This is a genomic window from Ruminococcus intestinalis, from assembly GCF_014288065.1.
GTDB lineage: Bacteria > Bacillota > Clostridia > Oscillospirales > Acutalibacteraceae > Ruminococcoides > Ruminococcoides intestinale_A.
The window spans coordinates 1-21,693 of record NZ_JACOPS010000002.1; the positions used below are offsets into that span (position 1 = coordinate 1).

Genomic DNA, 21,693 nt, shown 5'->3' on the forward strand with positions numbered 1-21,693 from the left:
GCGATTATTCACGAAATTCAGCACGCAATACAGGGAATAGAAAATTTTGCGAACGGAAGTAATTTGGAATACTGGAAAAATCTCGGATACAGCGATGAAGAAGCAATGGCAATGTATTACAACACTGCCGGAGAAAGAGAAGCAAGAGATGTTTCTGCCAGAAGAGATTACAATGCAGAGCAAAGAAAAAACATCCGTCCGGACATTGACAGGAAAGATGTTGTATTTGCTAATAATGAATATGTGAAATATTCAGCGGATGAAAAAAGTATAGAAAAATATTCTGATAAAGAAAAAGAAAATTGGCAGTCAAGCAAAAATATATTAATATATCGTGATAATGAACAATTTGAAGATTTTATCACAAAATCATTAAATAATGATATTAATAAGAAAATATATATAGGTAAAATTTCTTCCAAATTAGGCGAATTTATATATAGCAAAACAGGTTTAAATATTTCAGGATATAATTTAGTATTACGCTCATCAGAAATAAGAAAAATTTTAAAATATGATCATGGCAATGAAATAAAAGAAAATTTGAGAGGTCAAAGAGCAATTGTTAAAAGTGACTTTTTGAATTTTGCTAAAATAATTACTAATCCTGATGAAATATATTTAGGAGATAAAAAGTTTGAAAATAAGCCTGTAATTATATTTGTAAAAACCATTAATGGTAAAACAACAGCTGTGACATATGTTTCAGCAAAGCATCACGATTTAACACTTCAAACTATGTATTCAGGCAAAAATAAAGAAAGCCTTGCCACTACGCCAAGTGAAAATAAATCCCTCTCGCAAACGTCCGAAACGCTTAGTGGTACAGCTTCCTATAAAATATTAGCACATGAGGATAACAAAGTCAATATAAAAGAAAATGATAACATTTCCGACATAAAGTACGCAACAGATGATACCATTAATGATTGGCTTGATGATGAAAGCACACCGCAGGGAATTGACTACGAAAAGGCAGTTGAAAAAAATCCTGTAATAGCAGTAGCGAAAATATATAAAAGTGCGGCACAAATGCAATTAGTGAATAATAAGTTTGATAGTCATTTAGACACCTTGACTTAGACACCTTGATTTTTTAACACTCCAAAAAGAAAAGCACCGACTTCAAAAATCGGTGCTTATGGCTGGGCTGGCGGGATTCGAACCCACGGGTGACGGAGTCAAAGTCCGTTGCCTTACCGCTTGGCGACAGCCCAATATATTAAATTTATGCAAATTGCTGTACCCGGTTAAGTGCATTAGCCGTTACCGCTTGTGCAAATTGCTATTTACAGCAGATTATTATAAAGTTAAAGCCGCAAAGGCTATATACCTTGCGGCTTTATGGTGACCCATCGGAGATTCGAACTCCGGACACCTTGATTAAAAGGAACAGTAGTGTTTCTTTATTGAAAAGGGGACATTAAAAATGCTTGAAAACACACAATTCAAAGAACTTAAGCTTAATGTAAATAAAACAAATATGGTTAAGCTGTGTAAGTTTTATTTTCATGAGATTTTAAATAAAAAATTATCAGATTTCTTCTTTTTCAAATATCAGCGTGACAGTTTTTATGTGCTTGAATGTAGTGGTTATGAATTTCATTTATTTGTTAATTGTTGCAAAGTTCTTTTAACTGAACGCAATTCTGATGTTTCTTATATCGTTGATTATGACGATTTATTCAAATTTTACATTGTTAAAGAAAAATAAAATTAAAGGAGACATTAAAAATGTATGCTGCTATTGATAAGTTAAAATTATATAGACTTGCTGAACAGTTATTTTCTCAGCTTTTTAAGCTATCCCTTCTACTGAGCCAATTTATTATCATACTGACAAAATAATTTATCAATATGACTATGATAACGCTGGTTAAGTATTCTTTGTTGTGTAGCTAAATGCACATATTTCATTGTCATTTGTAAACTTGTATGTCCGAGAAGTATTCTCAATTCTTCAACATCACCGCCATAAAGAATGTAGTTTGTAGCAAAAGTATGCCGCAACAAGTGCGGGTGTAGTCTGATAATTCCTGTACTTTCTTTTAAATCTTGAAAATACATCTTGATTGTATTATCGGTAATCGGTGTACCATCTTCTTTTTGGAAAAAGCGTTTTTCATATTCGTTTCTCATATTGAAATAACGATTAATGTATCGCTTAGTTTCTTCACCAAAAGGCACTAAACGCTGTTTCTCTCCCTTGCCATTAACTAACATAGTGTTGTTATGCATAAATATGTTTTTTGATTCAAGACTTACTACTTCTCCTCTTCTCAGACCTGAATCAAGCATAAACATTACCATTAATTTATTGCGAATACCAAAGTATGAGTTATCAAAATTATTGAGAAGTATCTTTACTTCTACATCTGACAAAGGAACTATATTGGCAATTTCAGCTTTAATAAGTTTCAATTTACCCACATTTTGAAGCAACTCATTTTCATTCAGCCACAGCAAAAATGTTTTCACTGCTCTTGTATAAGTTTGCAGTGATATTTTTTTAGTACCGTTTTTATTTTCAATTAAATAGAGTTTGTAATCTTCAAATAAATGAGTATAAACATCTTCGACATTTTCTATTTTGTTATCTACACACCATTCAATGAACTTCGGTAAATTATATTTATAATATTTTAGAGTGTGTTCAGTTACACCTTCAGAAATTTTTTCTTTCAAGAACTGCTGATAAACAGCACATAAAGTCATAAAATACACCTCGTAAGCAATTAGGTAACAGTATTGTAACATATTGTAATAATATGGTCAATAATATACAAATTTGTTTATGGGGTATTTTTATAATAATAAAATCAGGAGGCAGCTATGAGTATATTAAGTTTTGAAGAACCGTACACAGACAACGAGGTTGTCGGATATTATGAAGATAAACTTATTGTCAAGCGTGAGGACGGCGAATTATTTTTCTGTGAAATACCCAAAAATCTTATTGAAATAGGAGAAACTATTTCTCCAAAAGATTTAACAAGTATTGCAGAATTGCCGTATGATGTACAAAAAGGGATTATAAATCAATATGCAGATTGAGAGGTGTTGAATTTGGCTTACGATCCGGCAAAATCAGAACAGACAAAAGAAGAAATGAAGCAAAAGGTCATTGAACTTGCTAAGAACTTTAAAGATAATCCGCAGAATATGATTGAATACTTGCAATTTTCAACTCGTTTTTATAACTACAGTTCAAGAAACACAATGCTTATTTATCAGCAAAATCCGGGTGCAATGTTTTGTAACAGCTATAAAGCATATCAGGATATGGGTTATTCGGTTAAGCGTGGCGAACACGGAATGAAAATACTTGTGCCAACTATAAAGACATACCTTAATATTGACGGCAGCCCTATTCCTCTCAGTAAAGCTACAAAAGAACAGAAAGAGGCTTACAAGCTACATAGAATTGAGGCAGAGCAACGAATACATTTTAAAGTCGGTACTGTTTTTGACATAGCACAAACAAATTGTCCTAAAGAAGATTATCCTAAATATTTCGATCTTGGTTACACATCAGAACAGCATAAACAGCTATACGAACTTATGAAAACATATTGCGGAAAAGAGTTGAATTGTAAAGTGCACGAAAATCAATTTAATTCAGTATCACTGCGAGGCTTCTTTGATCCTGCAAGCAATTCAATTTCGCTTAGCGGTATGTTTGACGATTCAACAAAATTATCAGTACTTACACACGAAACCGCACACGCTATTTTACATAAAGAGCTTGATAAAACTCAAATTAAAAGTGAAGCTCAAATGGAATTTGAAGCTGACGCAACATCGGTAATGTTGCAGTCATACTTTGGCTTGCAAATACCTGAGAGCAGGCAAAGACATCTTGCCGATCAATACAAAACAATGTGTGCAGACAAAAGTATCTCTTCGGCTGACATTACAAAATCACTTGATCACTCTCACAGAGCATATAAATCAGTTGCGGATAACATCAACAATAGTCTAAAACCCGAACTTACGCCATCAATTAAAAATGTTCAGGCTGCACAGGTGACACAACCCATTTTACCAAATCAAATAGCAATGCCCGATATGGGAATGGCTATGATGATGTAATTATGACTGCGTTTTTGGCAGTCTTTTTTATTACTCAAACAAACAAGTGTCCCACGGTGGGACACTTAGTAAAAAATTTATCATTTAATCGGGGGAACGAAAAATGAAAGTTAATAATAAGGCAATTAAAATTGCAGTATCAAATCAAAAAGGCGGCGTAGGTAAGACTACGACTGTTTTAAATCTCGGAGCAGCTCTTGCTGTCAACAATCGCAGAGTATTGCTTGTTGATTGCGACCCACAGCACCACTTATCGAACTGGCTCGATTGGGAAGCTGACGGCAAACCTACAACATCCGATATTATTTTCAGCACCGTAACAAAGCAGAATGTGGATTTCAAAAACTGTATTCGCCCTTGCGAGAAAGAAAAATTTGATTTCATACCTTCGATCAATTTGCTTGCCGGTATGCTTGGAATTATTGCTGCAGATGATAACAGTTCAACTGTAATTTCAAGAATTTTTGAAAATGACTATTTTAACGAAAATTACGATTACATTATATTTGATTGTCAAACTGCTCTTGATTTGCTTGTTACAAATGTTCTCAACGCTTGTGATAAGCTGCTTATTCCTGTTCAGGCAGATTTACTCAGTTATGAGGGCGTAGAACAAATGCTTGACAGTTTTATGCGAATTAAGAAAGATACCGATATTCGTAAATATCTTCTCGGAATGCTTGTTACTATGTATCAGACTAATACAAGACATTCCGCTACAATTTACAACGCACTTAAAGAAAGTTATAACGATCTCGTTTTTAACACATATATATCGTACAGAACAGAAACAAAAAACTCAGTCGGTTTTCACCGTAGCAGCGTTTCAGACTGCAAGTCAGTTGTAGGTGCTCAATACATAGAGGCTGCACATAGAATTATGGAGGAAAGTGAAAATGCCTGATTTTTTTAAACCCAAAAAGCAAATATTAAAAACCCCGGAGCAGGCATACTCTGAATTGCTCGGCGGCAGTACCGAAAATCAAGTTGTAGAAATTGACATATCTCTGATTGATGAAATAGATGATCAGCCACAAAGCATACATCAAGACAAAATTGAAAACATAGCTGAAAGTATGAAGCATATAGGACAGATTGACCCTGTTACTGTTGTGAAGTCAAAAAAAGAAGGCAGATATGTTTTACTTGCAGGCAGGCACAGAAAAAGAGCATGCCTACTGAATGGGCAAAAATCTGTTAAAGCAATAATAAAAAGCGAAACCGACCCGGACAAGCAAAGGCTAATCTTATTGGCCACTAATAATGACCGCAATACAGACTATCTCCCTTCTGAACTTGCTTTCAGTTATGCGGAACAATCCGAACTATTAAAAAAACTTGGCAGTAAATCTACCGTATCAGCTATAGCAGAGCAAAACAACACAAACAGAAAAGCTGTTCATCGACACATCAGACTTACATATCTCATTAAACCTTTACTTAACAAAGTTGACAGCGGAGCAATTACAGTCGGTGCAGGATATGAACTTTCATTCCTTTCAGAGGAACAACAAATCTCATTGCTTAATTTTATTCTTAATAATGCCTCGGTTTGCCAAAAGATTGATAAAGACATTGCAAGAAGAATAAGACTTGAACCTGACAATCTGCAAGAAATCTTTTATCAAAAAGTTGATGTGCCGGTATTATTTGAAGAAGAAGCTGATATTGAGGAAGAAAATATTGAAATTGAACCTCTTAAAGCAGAGAAAGAAAAAGTTAATAATTCATCTGAAAAGGCAATTAATCCTGAACCAAACAACCACAAGTGTCCCACGGTGGGACACTTAAAGGAAAAAGAGCAGTTACCGAACGAACTGACTATGACCTTATCAGCTACAGTTTTAAACTGTACAAGCTCGGTATTAAAATATTACGCAACTGCATTTCCTACCACTGCCGAATCAGTTAATATGTTTAGTCAACGATTTAAGAATTTTTCTGCAAACGGTAATACACAAAATTATGTTCCATATCAGGAATATCAAAATTGCGAATACAAATTAAAGTTTCTTAAAAAGCAGCTTGAATTTTATCTTAACAATAATAAATATACAGTTGCTTACAATGAACTTGATGAGTTTATACGCAGATATTTAAGAAAGTTCTTTCCAAAAGAAAAACTCATTGAACTTATATCAAATACATAGTTTTCTTCTCATCGTTCCCCGATGATAGAAATACAGGGCTGTTTCAAAACATTTGGAACAGCCCAACACCCCACAAGGAGGTAAATATGAAAATTAAAAGAATAATTTGTGCTTCATTAGCAGCACTTAGCTTATCAACAGCATTATTATCATCACCGGTAAACGCAGCACCGAAAATGGGTGATGTAAACCTTGACGGCATAATTAATATTGTAGATGTATCATTAATTCAGCAATATCTCGCAGGATATAAAGATATGAAATTTTACTCGGCATATGCTGATTTTGACCGCAACGGAAAATTAGACATTAACGATATATCTTTATTGCAACAGTATCTTTCAAAATCAATCATTGTGTATGGTGATTTTATATTTCAAATGAGCAGTAATTCAAAGTTGATTTCTCAATCATATTTTGGCAATGATACAAATGTAACAGTACCGGGATTTCTCCCCGGCTACAACTATGTAGTTACCGAAATCGGTTCTAATACATTTTCAAACAATTCAAAAATCGCAACAGTAACTTTGCCTCAAAATATCGGAAAGCTTAACGATAAGGCTTTCAATAATTGCAGCAAACTTACAACTGTTTATGCTTATAATAAAAACCTCAAGTGGAGCAATTCATTTTATAATTGTCCAAAATTTAAATCTATTCAGTTTAAGTGAAATTAAAGAATAAACCGCACCTTACATACCCCTTCTCCTTTTATTAAAATGAAGAAACACTGCAGTTAGTGCGGAACTGCAGTGTTTGTACTAAACATAATTTATTATATAAATGAAAGGAAATTTATGATTATACTATTACTTATTATAATAATTATTTCACCGATTTTTATAGCAATTTCACTTTACAACACCATTAAAATATACAGAAAAATAAAACTTGTAGATAAATATGGAATATTAATGACAGCTACTTGGTTTGCTGTTGAAATCATAGGTGTAATATTTTTATTTATTCGATTTTAAAATATATTTTAAATATTTATTAGCTTTTTTCGCACCTCAAGAGGAAAGGATTTGTTAATATGAAAGTAAAAGTAAAGAATATGAGTTGGGACAACGAACAGAAGAAAGAAATTGAAACAATAAAAGAGAGAAAAATCACTGTAAGGCTTTCGGACGCAGATTGTGACCGACTGGCGAGAAAGTGTGGGGAGTATGGTCTGACTATTGGAGAGCTGATAGAGAATTTTGTCGGAGATTTAGTTGGTGGTACTTACTCAAACGGAAGTGATGAAAGAGATTATGCCAACAAGTGGTTCAAGCGTTGTTGGTTTGGAATGTTCCCCGAAGAAACACTTTTAAAATTTCTTTTGTACACGGGTTATGATGTGTATGATGATTTTTTAGAAATCATAGATGATATTGAAAATGGATATGCAGAACTGGAAGATTACAAAAAAGACCAGAGTGTTTTTGACGAGGAAGAAATCGAATTTTTGAAAACCGATATTGATGACTGGGAGAAGCAAATCGCAGAAATCAAATCGGACTATCTCAAAAAGAATGAGAAAGCCGACTGGGAGAAAGAAGTCGAAAAAGTCAACGAATGGTGGAAAGCAAAGGAGATGTAAAATATGAGGATTATAAAAAAATTGATAGTTGCTGTAATGATTGCAGCTATGCTTGTTGTATCTGTTGTAAGCGTATCTGCTGTATCTGAATATGATAAGGTAGCTACATCTGATTCGGCTGAAATTACAAGTGGTATGAGTACTCCACAAGTAATAATTCTAAGTTTTGTTGGCGTTGCAATCATAGGCGGCGTTGTTGCCTTAATCTTTGCATACAAGAAACAACGGCAGGTTGATGAAATCGGAGATGCAATAAAACTCATTAACACATACGAAAAATACAAAGCTGTTCATACAGGTTTGCAAAATTCAAAAAATCCGAGCCGTTATAAAAAAGAAAACATCAACGCACTACATAAGTACGATGATGCCGTTAATAAATTATTAAATTTGTATCCTGACAAAACATCGCCGAGGATTGAAAAACTAACAAACGAAAGAAATCACTTGATTGAAGATATAAAAGAATTAAACGAGCAGTACAAACAAACAGTAAGCGAATTAAAAGAACTTGAGTTTGCCCGTCAGAGTATCGAAGATTATTTAAAGGCATCTGATAAATCACATAAAAACGAATTGGAATAATCAGTCTTTATGATTTTTTATGTAATAATCAATGCAAGTATTAATAAATTCGTTAAAACTCATTTTATGCTCCAATATTTGCAATAGCTTGCGTGTGTAGCAGTTGATTTGAATGTGTTTCCGCACATCTTGCAAATAAACTCTCTTTCTTTTGGAATACTTCTCTTATTTATTTTATCCATTTACATCTCACCCTTTTATATATTTGACAATGTTATTATTGTGATATGTGGTATATAATAAATATAAAGAGATATAAAAATCAACAAAGGAGAGGTTAATCAATGAATAGGACAAGACCGGAGCAGTTAAGTGAAAACTTAGCTGCTTTTTTCGCACCTAATAAGAAGATTAGCTTTATATATAAGAAATGGGGGCAGGCTCTATGTCAATAAAAATTATATTGACTATCTTAAAAACAGCATATTGGTTGCAGTACATTCCTATAATTATATCAATCATTATCTCGTGCTATATGTTTTTTAAAACGGTAATATCTAAATATAAAAATAAAAGAATAAGCATAAATTGTGACAACTTTATAGTTGTGCTTCTTTGCCAAATTTTTCATTATGTCGTTATCAATAAGTTTGATTTGTACTTTCCTTTGTCAATCGTATTATTAAGTTTGAATATGATATTTTATCAAATATTTAATAAAATTTCAAATAAAAAAATAGAATTAATAATTGACATATTTAGTATTTTTTTAACTTTTTTATCGTTTAATAACTGTATTTTTTATGTAATTCCTTGCCTTTGTGTTATGTTAATACCAATAACAAAGAAACTATTAAAAGCTATCATTGAAACTATTTTCAAAAAATGATATAATATCCTATATCTTTAGGAGTTATTAAAAATCATGATAATTGTAAATTATTTCTTTAATTTTTTTTGGATATGTCAGTTACGATTAATGAAAACAAAAGCATTTTTTGAAAATATAGATTATGATATTTTTGCGATAATTCAAAGAATTACAAAAGTTACATTTGCTTTACCCTTCACAGTATTACTTATCTTAATTTTATTATGTAATTATTTTCATATAAATCAAAATAACTATATAATTATAGTATATATATTATCAGGTATTTCTGGGGTAAGTATTTTTTTGTATTATATAGATATAATATATCAGTATTTTTACTGCCTTTTCACTACATTAAGAGGATATATGTGTTTATCGATAATAATTAATTTTATATTATCTTATATAATTTCTCAGTTGTTAGAGATTAATTCTGATATATACTTCTTTTTTATCTATGTAATTATATATATTATTTTAAGTTTAATCTCAAATAGTAATATAGCTATAACAGCCAATACTATTATAGAAATATTATTAGCATTATTTTCTTTAACAAAAATTATGATCGTTTATTTTTTTGAAAATACAATAAGTTCAAATAGTAATTTTGTAACTTTAAATCAAGCAAGCATAGATGAATTACATCAAGCTATAGCTACAATAGAAAATCAGTGGATTAATTATTTAGACTTTTCTTTATTTCCATTATTAATAATCAATGGTTTGGCTTTGCTTTTTTGTAATATTCATTCCTATTGGATAAAAGAATATAATGATAAAATGGAAATCACAAGAGATAATGAACTTATTAAAAAATATATAAAACATAAAAATTAAAAGTCAATATACCAATCGGAGCAGTTAAGTGAATTTCTTGACTGCTTTTTTATTTGGATTGACAAACAAAATTGTGAACGATACAATATAAGTATAAACACTAATACGAAAGGGGTCAGAAGTATGACTACACAGGAAATGAACACAAACATTACAAATACGAATGAACCGGCAGAGAAAAAAACGAATAAGAAAAAGGCTATTGGTATTGTTGCGGTTGCGGCAGTAACTGTGGCGGCGGTCATTATTGCTATGCTGACCGCTTGCGGAAATAAAAAGCCTACTGCAACAGCAGACGAAGTTATCGGTACATCTGTTCAGACTGTTACACAGGTTGTGACGGACAGTCAGGGCAATACACATATTGAAGAAGAAACTAAGGTTGTTGAGGTTAAGCAGACACAGCCTGCGGAGAAGTCGGAAAAAGCTACGGAAGTTAATGCACAGAGTGCAGCAAAGACCGACAACAAGCAGAACAACGGCGGTCAGAGCAACAATAACAGCAACGGCAACAGCAATCAGACTAACAACAATAATAACAATGCCGGCAACGGTCAGACAAGCAAGAGCAACGGCTCATCAGGCAGCACAAATAAGCCTGCAAGCAATTCAGGCTCAAGCGGTTCATCAAGTCAGAGTAAACCGTCAGGCGGTTCATCAAGCAGCTCAAGTCAGAGCAAGCCGTCAAGCGGCTCCGGCTCATCATCTTCAAGTAAGCCTGCACCGGCTACACAGCCTGCAACAAAAGACCCACACGAGGGCAAAACTTGGCACGATGCAGAGTACAAAACCGAAAAAGTTTGGGTAGTTGATGAAGAAGGTTACACTTGGCAGAAACCGATTTATGAAACACACGATAGAACAATTTGTAATATCTGTGGTGCAGATATTACGGAAGATATAACAGGTCACGATAAAACATATCATTTACCCTATGGTGATGATTTTAGTTATCGTAATGAAATGGTTGATACTTTAGTCGGTTATGAAACAATAACCGTTCCCGAAAAAGGACATTATGAAACAAAAACAACTCTCGTAAGAGCAGCAGGTTGGTATTGATATATATATGAAAATTAAACACATCAATTAAAGCAGTTAAGCAAGAGCTTGACTGCTTTTTTTATACCTATAAAGAAAAGGAGCGGTATTATGAGCGGAAAAAGGAGTCCACCAACAGAAAGAAAAATATACTATCTCATTGAAAGGAGAGTTTTATGAACAAATTTAAAAAGCTAAAGTCGGCGATTATTTCTTTTTGCAAGCCTAAAAAGCTGACATCATTGGCAGTTGCATTAACAACAATCTTTGCTATGCTGCCTGTCGCTAATATTTCGGCAAGTGCTTATTCATATACGGGGCTTAGTGAAATCGGCGGCAAGGTATTGATTCAATCTTCGGAAAAACCGTTAGTCCTTATTGACAACGGAAGTGCAGGCAAACTTGACGCATATAAATTCCTTATCAACGGTGAGGTCGGTTATTGTATTGACCCACAGTTGCCGGCACAAAAGACAGACGGCAAGACTATGGAGTTTACGCAGTTTTCGGGTGATACAGGTAAAGAAGTAATAAAACTTGACCCTAATTCGACTGATGAAAAAGAAAAGGCTCTTATAGTAGGTTTAAGTGTTCTTTACGGCGGTTACGGAGATTATTTCTCAACATTCGAGAACGGCGGTAAATCCGCTAAGTCCATAATGGACGGATTTATTGACGGTGTGTATTCATCTTTATTTAACAAGATGAGCACACGAGAGGATAAGTATTATTTCTTATCGCATTATACGCTCTCACAGCTTTATCACGAGCTTGTAAATGACGGTACATCTTGGAAAACTTGGAGCAACTACAAAGATGTTAACACAATGATTAATCGCTTAGTAGATTACACAAAGAATATAGTAAAATCCACAGGTGATTATTCAGCTATCAAGCGTAGTTGTGCAACCAACAATTACTATATTACACAGCCAAAAGGCAAAGACGGCACTTTTTGTCAGCACTTAATAGTAAGAATACCGAAAAAAGCTAAATTATATCTTGAAAAGTCAGGTACAAGCGAAGAAATCAAAAACCTGACAGAACAGACAACTGATAAAGATTACTTGAATTTCGCAGGTGCACAGTACACATTGTATAGTGATGATAACAAAGTAGTTGCAGTTGCAGAGCTTGATAAAAACGGTAATATTGCAAAAATTAAGTATTCGTACTCCAATCAGGACTGGATTACAAAGAATTACTTTGAGCTTGTTTCAGGTCAGTATTACCTCAAGGAAACAAAAGCACCGGCAAACGGTTACTTCACTCTTAGCAACAAAAAATACAATGTTACAGTCACAACAGACGATTGCAATAACGAAAGAATACTTGATATTCTTCAACTATCTGATACTGAAATCGTTAAGCTGAAATTCAAAAAAGAAAGCAGTAATCCTGAGTTGACAACCGACAATGATTGCTATTCATTAGACGGCGGTATGTTTGCTGTCTTTTCTGACGAAAAGAGTGCATACGATTATATATCTGATAACAGTGCAAAGAATAACATCGTCAGGTACTTCATTACCGACAGCAACGGTGATTGCAAAGCTATATCTAAAGACGGCAACTCTTGGGACTATAACGCAAATTCAGACCTGTATAAAATTGCATACAGTGACAGTTACTATGCTGTCGAAATGGCAGCACCGAAAGGTTTTAAAAAGTACAACCGTCCGGTGCAAATGACTATAAATGGCACAAACGGTGGTTTTGTTGTATTATCAGCAACTATTTCTGACACACCTCTTAATGACCCTATTCGTATTGTCTTACGAAAAAAAGACGCAGTTACCGGTCAATACACTAATATGGAAAATGCAGAGTTTACTGTAAAATACTATAGTGGTTATTACTACTCTGAAAATGAACTTGTCGGCAAATTACCTGAGAGAAAATGGATACTCAAAACCGATAGTGACGGCTATACACGTTTAGATGAAAGTTATAGAGCTGATAGCGACTATGGAGAGCCATTTTATGTAACAAGTGCGGAAAACCCTAACCCGGCTATGCCACTCGGCACTATAACAATACAGGAAACCAAAGCCCCGACAGGTTACAAAATCAATCCTGAATTGTTTATCCGACAAATTAAGGTTGATGAAGCCACAGGCTCAATCACAACATTTAATGAGATTGAAGTGCCTGAACCACGAGATACCGTTTACGGCAATCTTACAATCTACAAAACCGCTGATGACAGCAAGCGAGGAGCTAATACTGCTAAGGATGTATGGTTTAATGTCAAGTCTGATGACGGAGTGACAGACGAAAACATAGTAACAAAAAGCAAGGGCATAGACGGTGCAGCAACGCTCAGCAACTTGCCTGTTTACAAAGCAAGCGGAGAATATGTAAAATACATAATCACAGAGCTTGGCTACAAAAATGCAGACGGTACATACTCGATACCTGACAGATATATTCTTCCTGCTAAAAAAACCGTTACGCTAAAGGAAAATGTTACTCTTTCATTTTATTTTGCAAACAGACTGCAAAAGACAGGCTTAATCGTTCAAAAAGAGTCTGAGGACGGCATTATAAGCGGTTTTTACTTCTCGGTAAAGTCTGATGACGGCAAAACAAATAAGATGCTTGTAACCGGTGCTGACGGCTCTGCAGAGCTTACTAACCTTGCTGTATATAATACAAGCAATGAAAAGGTTAAATACATCGTTGACGAATTAGGCTTTAAAAATGCAGACGGTACATATTACTTCCCCACGAAGTATGTAAAGCCTGCGGCTCAGACAGTTACACTTGAGGACGGCAAAAGCTTTGTAGTTACGATGAAAAACCTGCTCAAGCGTGGCAGTGTAGAGCTTTTAAAAACAGACGGCAACGGCAATCCGCTTGAGGGCATTGAGTTTGAACTCTATAACACAAAAACAGGCATTGTTAATGTTATAAATAAAAACAGCAGTATTATGTACGAAGCTGCCGACAGCAAGACAGCTGATACGGTAACAAAGCTCGTTACCGACAGCGACGGCAGAATTATTGTAAATAACCTCTTGCCGGGCGATTATTACTTTCTTGAAACAAATTCAAAGGGTAATATGCCGTATGCAGGCAAGATTAACTTTACGGTTTCGCCCGACAGCTTAGATACGCTTGATATACAGCTTACGGTTAAGAATAACAGTGTCTTTATTCCTGAAACAGGCGGAACAGGCAACAACAGACCGATTTACATTGAAATCGGCGCCGCTGTATTAGCATTTACTGTTCTTGCAGGTGCTATTGGTTTAGGTATAAGAAAAAAGAAAAAACACATTGGCAAAAAGGCTCAACAGTAAATCTGTTGGGCTTTTTCCATACAACGGACAAATTGTCCGCAAAAAAATTTTTAAGGAGGGGTTTTCTTATGAGAAAATCAATTAGAAAATCATTCACAGGCAAACTGCTCGCAGTAGTAATGATGTTGACATTACTCTTTGCGGCGATCCCAACAGCAAGTGCGGCTACTGCACTTAAGACAAATCAAAAGGTAAATATCAGTGTGAAATGCACTAAACCGGGCTATACTTTTGAACTTTTCAGAGTTGCGGACCTCAAGAGCACAACAGCTACTCCGTTCAAAACAGAATACACATCGCTTATTTCTTCTGTAAGTGCTGAAATTCTTGCAGGCGATTCAAAGGCTGCTCTTGACGCACTCGATAACGCTGATTTAAGCACAGCAGTATCACAGGGTACATTTACTTCATCGGCAACAAACACAACACAGAGCTTTTCAAGCCTTGCACAGGGTATTTATTATATCAAGTGTGTTAAGTACCCTGCCGGTGTTACAAGTATCACAAACTCTGTTCTTGCTCTCCCATATTACAATAACGGTGAGTGGGTATACAGCTACGCTGAAATCAATCTTGCAAGCAAAGTAGCTGACAGCACACCATCAACAGAAAAGTCAATTACCAACAGCACAAAGAACAATACTAACTATACAGATGTATCACTTGGTGACACTGTAAACTTTAAACTTAAGAATACAGTAGCAGGCTCAAATGACATTAAGCTCACAACATATGCTGTATATGATGATATGTCAGCCGGTCTTACACTTAACAAAAGCTCATTCAAGGTTACACTTGTTGACGCTAAAGGTGCTAAAGTAGCTGACCTTACTAAAGGCACAGATTACAAGGTGAATGTAACAAGCGAGGGTGAGGGCAAAAACACAAAGTTTAATGTCGCTCTTACTTCCGAGTATCTTGCAAAGTCAGATTTTTATACAAGCAACGCAAAATTTGTTATTGTAACATATTCTACAACAGTCAACAAATACGCTGTAGTCGGTACAGCAGGCAACCCGAATGAAGATGTAAAACTTGAATACGGTAATGATTCAGGTGTTGACAGCGTTCCGGGCAATAAGGTATATGTTTACACTTATCGCATTGGCGTAAACAAGCTCGATGAGGCAGGCAATCCGCTTGCAGGTGCAACCTTTGACCTTTACAAGACAAAGGCTGACGCTGAATCACAGAAAAACGCTATTGCAACAGGTACATCAGACAGCAACGGCACAGTTAAGTTTATGAACTCCGCTAACGAAGAAATGAAAGTACAGAGCGGAACATATTACATTGTAGAAACTGTTGCTCCTGCCGGTTACAATGTTTACGGCAAGGTAATTGAAGTTGAAATCCCTGTTCAGTATAATTCGGTATTCACTAAAAACACTTGGGTAAAGAATGCACCGACAAACGGCGCAGTTGAAATTACCGTAACTGATACAATCGTATTCTTCCCTAAGACAGGCGGATATGTAGGCTTCATCAGAGTGGCTGGTGTGGCTTGTGTAGGCATTTCTCTTGCGTTGGTACTTGCATACCTCATCAAGAAGAAATCGGCTAAGACAGCTAAATAATTAAACTATAACAAAAGGGCTGCCGATTTATCGGTGGCCCTTGCTCACGAAAAATTATGAAAACTAAAATATTTTTTATATCCCTCTGCGTTCTTGCTGCGGTCGGAATAGGCTTTATAGTATATCCCAACATTGCCGATTACATCAACAGTAAAAGCAATGAAACAGTTATAAAAAACTACAGTGAAAGCACTCAAACAATGTCTGATTATGAAATCTACAATGAGCTTGCTAAGGCTCAAAATTTTAACGAATTGCTTGCAAAGAGTGCATTAAACGATGAAGAAAAAGACGAATACAATGCAGCAATGTCAGAGTACGAGAACATTCTCAACTATGACGATATAATGTGTACTATCGAAATTCCGAAGATAAATGTTGACTTACCGGTGTATCACGACAGCACCAACAGAGAAGAAAAGCTCAAAAAAGGCTGTGTACATTTGGCAAACACTTCCTTGCCCATTGGCGGTGCAAGCACACACGCTGTTATATCCGCTCACTCCGGTTATCCTGAACAGGTATTCTTTGATGAGTTGGACAAACTGCAAATCGGAGATACCTTTAAAATAAATGTACTGAATAAAACACTCACATACAAGGTGTGTGAGATTAATATAGTTGACCCTGATGATTCAAGTAAACTTGAAATTGAGAACGGCAAAGACTATGTGACATTGGTCACTTGCTATCCGTACTCAATTAATACGCACAGATTGTGTGTGCGTGGCGAAAGGGTTGAAGATACGATTACTGATACTGCAACAGCTGATGAGGTGATTAGCAATGATAATCATAATGATTTAACGCTTGTGTTTATCATTTTAGGTATTAGCTTGTTAGTTGTTTTAATTATTTGTGTTAAGAGAACAGTTTGTAAAAGGAGGTAAGAATGTGATTGAAAATATGATAGGCAAAAAAGTTTTCTTGATTGATGACTTAGGTGACGGAGAAATGCTGATGTGCAGTGATACCGTCACCGCAATTCTTATAGAAGAAAACAGTATGAGCGTAAGGTGCAAAACATCAGGCGATGAATTTTGGACTGTTGGTAAAAATGCTTTTTTCAGCGAAAGTGAAGCTAAACAAGCATTTAAAGTGAGGTGTGCATAATGGCTTTATTTTTCGATGTAATGAGTTTTTTAGCAATAGCAGATACATTTATAGCGGACACACTGTTTATTGCTTCCAACGAATGTGATATATAAAAAGGAAGTATGTATATGAAATTACAAGAATTACTTAATAATCTTCGCTTGATTACAAGAGAAGATGTGTATAAAAATATGGTTTTTGTATAAAAAGGAGTTTTAATATGATAAAACCAATGAGAAATAAAATAATCAATAATTCAGTATGCATTGCCAAGACTGTTGATATAGCACTCTATGATTACAAAGTGATATTGACTCACAGTTAGCTTATAAAGGTGATTGATAGAAAGGAGCGTATATATGAGCATTTGGGACGATTATAAAACAAGCGTAAGGACAAGGATAAATGTTAAGCAAGATAGACTTTTGCTGACCGAAAGGCAGTGGAAGCTCAAGCATTATATCAAAATTGATGATAAGTGCGGTAGGTATCTTTGGGTAAATGCTTATTGTCCTAATCAAGAACTGTATCTTTGGGATGAGGAAGTACGCAAAATGACTGATGAAGAACTTACAGCCTATCGAACAAAAGAGAAAGAAAAGCGTGTTGCTCGTCAAAAAGCCTTTTTACAGCAACAAAAGGTAAAGAAGGAAGAAGAGTTACTGCAACTGCGTCGAGAAATCACACAGGACATTGTTAAAAGCATTATTAAAAACACTTTTACAGCTCAAAATTTTGATTCAGGCATAGAATATGAATATGACGAAATAGTCATAGATACAGAAACAACAGGACTTAATGCCGATACCGATGAGCTGTTACAGGTGTCAATTATAGACAGTCAGGGCAACACTCTTTTTAACAGCTATATTAAGCCGCTTTATACAGATAATTGGAATAAAGCTATGGCGGTTAATCACATAACCCCCGAAACAGTTGCCACTGCACCGAATATTCTTGAAGTGAAGCAGGAAATCAGTCGTATTATCAATTCTGCTCATACTATCATAGGGTACAATGTAGATTTTGATTTAAGTTTTCTTTCTGCTGTCGGCATTGAAAACAGCAAGGCGACTGTCATAGATGTTATGCAAGATTTTGCAGACATATACGGAGAATGGAGCGAGCAATATGGCTGTCACAAATGGCAAAAACTCACTAAATGTGCAGAATATTACGGATATGATTGGGGAACAGACATTGCTCACGATAGTTTAGCTGATTGTAAAGCTACTTTATATTGCTATCAAAAAATGTTGCAAGAGGAACATATGTGAGGTGAGCATAATGGCTTTAACTTGGTGTGTAATGAGTTTTTTAGCGATAACTGATACATTTATAGTGTACACACTGTTTATTGCTTCCGGCGAATGTGATGATTTATTAAATAAAGGATTAATGAGTAAATGAAAATAAAAAATATAATAATTGGTGTAATTACAAGTATTGTACTTATCAATTGTGGAATGTCTGTATTTGCAAAAGGTTTAGATATTAATGCGGATAATAAAGTTGATGTGAATGATGTTACTTATTTACAGAACGAACTATCAGGATTTACCGACAATATGGACTATGACTTGAACAATGACGGCAGAGTTGATGTAAACGATATTTCAACATTACAAATAGAAATTTCAAACAACAATATTAAAAACATTGAGGCGAACACAAAACTATCTGTAGTGACAAATGAGTATAAGAAAAATGTTGGTGATACAGTTACATTTTCAATAATAACCAATAACGCTATAAGCGACATTACATACTCATCATCAGACAGTACAGTTGCAAAGATTGTTTCGTCTGATAAAAATATGGTAAAAGTGAAAGTTAATAAGGTCGGCACCGCTACCGTTACCGCCCAACAATGTTCTAAGTCCGTATCAGTTAAGTTCAATGTTGATAAAGCAAAATGTATTGATATTTCTGAGTGGAACGGTGATATTAATTTTAGCAAAGTAAAAAACGCAGGCATAACTTGTGTTATTCTCCGAGCAGGCTACGGAAAAGACCCGAACCAAGAAGATAATAAATTCAATGAGTATTATAGACAGGCTAAAGCCGCAGGCTTAAATGTAGGTGCGTATTGGTACAGCTACGCTACATCTGTCGATGCGGCAAAAGCAGAAGTAAGAAATTGTATGAAAACCATTCAAGGTAAAGAGTTTGACTTGCCGGTTTTTCTTGATGTAGAAGAATACAGACAAGCTGTTTTGCCACGCAGAACACTAACTGATATAATTTCAACATTTTGTGACGGCATAAAAAGCAACGGCTTCGAGTCGGGTTTGTATTCGGCAAAATCAATGCTTGTTGACAGTGCTTATCCCGATGAGCTTGCAAGTAAATATTTAATTTGGATGGCAGCACCAAATAATTCGTACAATGAGCTTCCGGCATTTGTTGACATTCATCAGTACAGTTGGAACGGCAAGGTTGACGGTATAAGAGGTGATGTTGATTTAAACTACATATATAACTTAAATTGATTTCGATATTTAGGAGCAGTGTATTAAAACATACACTGCTTTTAATATATAACAAATAAAAAAGGAGGTATAGATCATCAAGCGAAAAATCAACCCTGTATTCGTTATTGTATGTGCAGGAATTATTGTAGTAATGATTGCAGTTGTTATAATCGTAAGTCTTGCGGTTAATGGCAAAACAGAGAAAGAAGAAGTAAATACTACAGCTTCTTATTCAAGTTCAGTTATAAAATTCACTAATGCCGCAGAAACAACACAAAGTATTTCTAAGTGGCAAAACAGCAGTGAATTAGCAACACAACAATCTTCTCAAAGCGTTAATAGTGAACGCTCCGAAAGTTCAGAATCACAATCAAAAAGTGAAAGTAAATCTGAAGATTCAGAGCACGAACAATCACAAGAACCTAATGAAAACAGCATAAACAACAGTTCTCATAATTCATCACAAAGCAATAACAACTATTACCGACCACAGCAATCTGAAACACCAAAACCTGAACCGACAAAGGTTCAAGAGCCTCAAACGACTAAAAAAGTTGAGAAGCCAACTTCAAAACCTAATGTAAAGCCGCAAGAAACAACTAAAGATAATATATATTTTTCTTATTCGTCAGTTTCTATACATACAGATGATGTTTTATTTCTTAACTTAATCGGAGCAGATAACGGAGTTTCATGGTCAGTCGGTAACTCGTATATTCTTCAAAATTATGGAGGTGGTGGAAATCAATGCAGCTTTAAAGCATTGAAAAAAGGGTCAACAACAGTAACAGCAACATATAACGGTAGGTCATATACCTGCTATGTAACAGTTAATTAACGGAGGTAATTTTTATGAATCTTAAAAAAATCAAAAACAAAGTGTTATCATTTTCAATCACATCAGCACTGATTTCATCTATAACAGCAATTAATGCTTATGCTGCCGATAACAACGCCGGTGTTGATATTTCTGGCGGCATTAATAAAGCAATTAATGAAGTAAAAATACAATTTAAGGATGTAGTCGCAGTCATTTTTGGATTTTTGACACTTGTAGCATTAACAGTCGCAGTTGCAAAGCTTGTTAAAGGATTGCTCAGCCATCGTAATCAGGGAACTGAAATTCCATGGGCAGGAATCGGAATGGCATTTGGTGCTACTATTGTTTGTGGCGTGGTTGCCGGAGCAGGCTTCTTTGGTTGGTTTGGTTTAAGCTAAAAGGAGCAGCATATGATAGATTCTTTACTTTTAATCCTTGCTGATATATTTTGTATGGATTTAACAAAAGACTTACACTATACAATTGCTCAGTTTATGTCTATTGGTCTTGCAAGTTGGTCAACCGACATAATCAATCAAAATAATAATTATACAACAAGCCTTTTTGATAATAGTATGGTTACAAATTTTTTGTTTTTTATAGAAAGCTTTGCCGGATTGCTTTTAGTGTCCGGTATAGCTTTTGCAGTATTTGACTTTGCTGTTTCAGTCGGTGAGGGAGAACGAGTTTCTCCTATTAATCTCCTGCTTAATATTTTCAAAGGTCTGTTAGCTTCATTACTAATAACTACCCTGCCTGTATCCTTGCTGATTTTTACAAATCATATTTGTAACATTATTTGTCAGGCATTTACAGATGATATTACTATAAATTTTATCGTCCAAATAAATTCAGATAACAGTACAAGTTCAGCAAATTTCTTTTCCGGGTGGGGATTCGCTATATTTATGCTGATTACATTTGTTTGTGTAATTAAAGTATTCCTTGCAAATATAAAACGAGGCGGAATTTTAATAATTCAAATGTTTGTCGGTTCTTTGCACTTATTCAATGTACCACGAGGATATTTAGATTCGTTTTCAGGGTGGTGCAAACAAGTAATCGGCATTTGTGCAACATCTTTTATATCAAATATACTAATCGTTTTAGGTGCGGTTGTATATTGTACTCAAGACGGTGCAGATGTATGGGATTTGATTTTAGCCACAGGTGTTATGCTTGCTGCGGCAGAAGCTCCGAGAATTTTACAGCAATTCGGACTTGATACAAGCGTAAAAGCTAATGTATCTCAAGCTATTTTTGCTACAAGCGGTATTACATCAATAATCCGCTCTTTTGCTCACTAAAAGGA

The 21,693-nt window shown here is 34.9% G+C and carries 22 protein-coding genes and 1 tRNA gene; 20 read left to right on the forward strand and 3 right to left on the reverse strand.

Features of this window, described 5'->3' with window-relative positions; genetic code table 11:
• On the forward strand, nucleotides 1-1,083 hold a 1,083-nt coding region (locus H8R91_RS04250), incomplete at its 5' end, for a PBECR3 domain-containing polyvalent protein (protein WP_207722731.1).
• 59 nt (nucleotides 1,084-1,142) lie between these two features.
• On the opposite strand, the gene H8R91_RS04255 is transcribed toward H8R91_RS04250, so the two are convergent.
• Nucleotides 1,143-1,217, reverse strand: a tRNA-Gln gene (locus H8R91_RS04255).
• 212 nt (nucleotides 1,218-1,429) lie between these two features.
• Here H8R91_RS04255 and H8R91_RS04260 point away from each other — a divergent pair.
• Nucleotides 1,430-1,714: a hypothetical protein gene (locus tag H8R91_RS04260; RefSeq protein ID WP_177379022.1), complete on the forward strand. Its 285-nt coding sequence runs from the start codon at nucleotides 1,430-1,432 to the stop codon at nucleotides 1,712-1,714.
• Nucleotides 1,715-1,812: 98 nt separating this feature from the next.
• Here the strand turns inward: H8R91_RS04260 and H8R91_RS04265 are convergent, their stop codons facing one another.
• Nucleotides 1,813-2,715 carry a tyrosine-type recombinase/integrase gene (locus H8R91_RS04265; RefSeq protein ID WP_186935020.1) on the reverse strand — a complete coding sequence of 301 codons (903 nt, stop codon included), beginning with the start codon at nucleotides 2,713-2,715 and terminating at the stop codon, nucleotides 1,813-1,815.
• A gap of 117 nt (nucleotides 2,716-2,832) precedes the next feature.
• Between H8R91_RS04265 and H8R91_RS04270 the strand changes: the two genes are divergently transcribed.
• From H8R91_RS04270 to H8R91_RS04300, 7 genes are all read left to right on the forward strand, one after another.
• The gene (locus H8R91_RS04270; protein ID WP_186935021.1) at nucleotides 2,833-3,054 is read left to right on the forward strand and encodes a hypothetical protein; all 222 of its coding nucleotides are present in this window, start codon (nucleotides 2,833-2,835) and stop codon (nucleotides 3,052-3,054) included.
• A 12-nt stretch (nucleotides 3,055-3,066) separates the two neighbouring features.
• On the forward strand, nucleotides 3,067-4,092 hold the full coding sequence (locus tag H8R91_RS04275) for an ArdC-like ssDNA-binding domain-containing protein (RefSeq protein ID WP_186935022.1): 1,026 nt from the start codon (nucleotides 3,067-3,069) through the stop codon (nucleotides 4,090-4,092).
• Nucleotides 4,093-4,195: 103 nt separating this feature from the next.
• On the forward strand, nucleotides 4,196-4,996 hold the full coding sequence (locus tag H8R91_RS04280) for a ParA family protein (RefSeq protein ID WP_186935023.1): 801 nt from the start codon (nucleotides 4,196-4,198) through the stop codon (nucleotides 4,994-4,996).
• The gene (locus tag H8R91_RS04285) at nucleotides 4,989-6,242 is read left to right on the forward strand and encodes a ParB/RepB/Spo0J family partition protein (RefSeq protein WP_186935024.1); all 1,254 of its coding nucleotides are present in this window, start codon (nucleotides 4,989-4,991) and stop codon (nucleotides 6,240-6,242) included. The genes H8R91_RS04280 and H8R91_RS04285 overlap by 8 nt, the downstream gene beginning before the upstream one ends.
• An 86-nt stretch (nucleotides 6,243-6,328) precedes the next feature.
• Nucleotides 6,329-6,916, forward strand: a complete 588-nt coding sequence (locus H8R91_RS04290) for a dockerin type I domain-containing protein (protein ID WP_186935025.1) — start codon at nucleotides 6,329-6,331, stop codon at nucleotides 6,914-6,916.
• A 365-nt stretch (nucleotides 6,917-7,281) separates the two neighbouring features.
• Nucleotides 7,282-7,830, forward strand: a complete 549-nt coding sequence (locus tag H8R91_RS04295) for a molecular chaperone GrpE (protein WP_186935026.1) — start codon at nucleotides 7,282-7,284, stop codon at nucleotides 7,828-7,830.
• A gap of 3 nt (nucleotides 7,831-7,833) precedes the next feature.
• Nucleotides 7,834-8,415 (forward strand): hypothetical protein, encoded by a 582-nt coding sequence (locus H8R91_RS04300; RefSeq protein ID WP_117704789.1) that lies wholly within the window; start codon nucleotides 7,834-7,836, stop codon nucleotides 8,413-8,415.
• A gap of 59 nt (nucleotides 8,416-8,474) precedes the next feature.
• Here the strand turns inward: H8R91_RS04300 and H8R91_RS12260 are convergent, their stop codons facing one another.
• The gene (locus H8R91_RS12260) at nucleotides 8,475-8,597 is read right to left on the reverse strand and encodes a hypothetical protein (RefSeq protein ID WP_278286537.1); all 123 of its coding nucleotides are present in this window, start codon (nucleotides 8,595-8,597) and stop codon (nucleotides 8,475-8,477) included.
• Nucleotides 8,598-9,334: 737 nt separating this feature from the next.
• Here H8R91_RS12260 and H8R91_RS04305 point away from each other — a divergent pair.
• The 11 genes from H8R91_RS04305 (at nucleotide 9,335) to H8R91_RS04355 (ending at nucleotide 21,688) form a co-directional block, all read left to right on the forward strand.
• Complete coding sequence (locus tag H8R91_RS04305) at nucleotides 9,335-10,069, forward strand: hypothetical protein (protein WP_186935027.1); 735 nt, start codon at nucleotides 9,335-9,337, stop codon at nucleotides 10,067-10,069.
• 123 nt (nucleotides 10,070-10,192) lie between these two features.
• A complete protein-coding gene (locus H8R91_RS04310) occupies nucleotides 10,193-11,131 on the forward strand; it encodes a hypothetical protein (RefSeq protein ID WP_186935028.1) in 939 nt (312 codons plus the stop codon).
• Nucleotides 11,132-11,286: 155 nt separating this feature from the next.
• The gene (locus tag H8R91_RS04315) at nucleotides 11,287-14,415 is read left to right on the forward strand and encodes a SpaA isopeptide-forming pilin-related protein (RefSeq protein WP_186935029.1); all 3,129 of its coding nucleotides are present in this window, start codon (nucleotides 11,287-11,289) and stop codon (nucleotides 14,413-14,415) included.
• Nucleotides 14,416-14,483: 68 nt separating this feature from the next.
• Nucleotides 14,484-15,992, forward strand: a complete 1,509-nt coding sequence (locus tag H8R91_RS04320; protein ID WP_186935030.1) for a SpaH/EbpB family LPXTG-anchored major pilin — start codon at nucleotides 14,484-14,486, stop codon at nucleotides 15,990-15,992.
• Nucleotides 15,993-16,048: 56 nt separating this feature from the next.
• Nucleotides 16,049-16,882, forward strand: coding sequence for a class C sortase (locus tag H8R91_RS04325; protein ID WP_186935031.1), 834 nt, complete (start codon nucleotides 16,049-16,051; stop codon nucleotides 16,880-16,882).
• A gap of 4 nt (nucleotides 16,883-16,886) precedes the next feature.
• Nucleotides 16,887-17,105 carry a hypothetical protein gene (locus H8R91_RS04330; RefSeq protein WP_186935032.1) on the forward strand — a complete coding sequence of 73 codons (219 nt, stop codon included), beginning with the start codon at nucleotides 16,887-16,889 and terminating at the stop codon, nucleotides 17,103-17,105.
• 341 nt (nucleotides 17,106-17,446) lie between these two features.
• The gene (locus H8R91_RS04335) at nucleotides 17,447-18,364 is read left to right on the forward strand and encodes an exonuclease domain-containing protein (protein ID WP_186935033.1); all 918 of its coding nucleotides are present in this window, start codon (nucleotides 17,447-17,449) and stop codon (nucleotides 18,362-18,364) included.
• 129 nt (nucleotides 18,365-18,493) lie between these two features.
• Nucleotides 18,494-19,579, forward strand: a complete 1,086-nt coding sequence (locus H8R91_RS04340) for a GH25 family lysozyme (RefSeq protein ID WP_186935034.1) — start codon at nucleotides 18,494-18,496, stop codon at nucleotides 19,577-19,579.
• Between the two features lie 133 nt (nucleotides 19,580-19,712).
• Entirely contained in the window at nucleotides 19,713-20,399 is a 687-nt protein-coding gene (locus tag H8R91_RS04345) for a hypothetical protein (RefSeq protein WP_186935035.1), read from the forward strand.
• A gap of 14 nt (nucleotides 20,400-20,413) precedes the next feature.
• A complete protein-coding gene (locus H8R91_RS04350; protein WP_186935036.1) occupies nucleotides 20,414-20,779 on the forward strand; it encodes a DUF3852 family protein in 366 nt (121 codons plus the stop codon).
• Nucleotides 20,780-20,791: 12 nt separating this feature from the next.
• Nucleotides 20,792-21,688, forward strand: coding sequence for a conjugal transfer protein TrbL family protein (locus H8R91_RS04355; RefSeq protein WP_186935037.1), 897 nt, complete (start codon nucleotides 20,792-20,794; stop codon nucleotides 21,686-21,688).
• Nucleotides 21,689-21,693 lie beyond the last annotated feature (5 nt).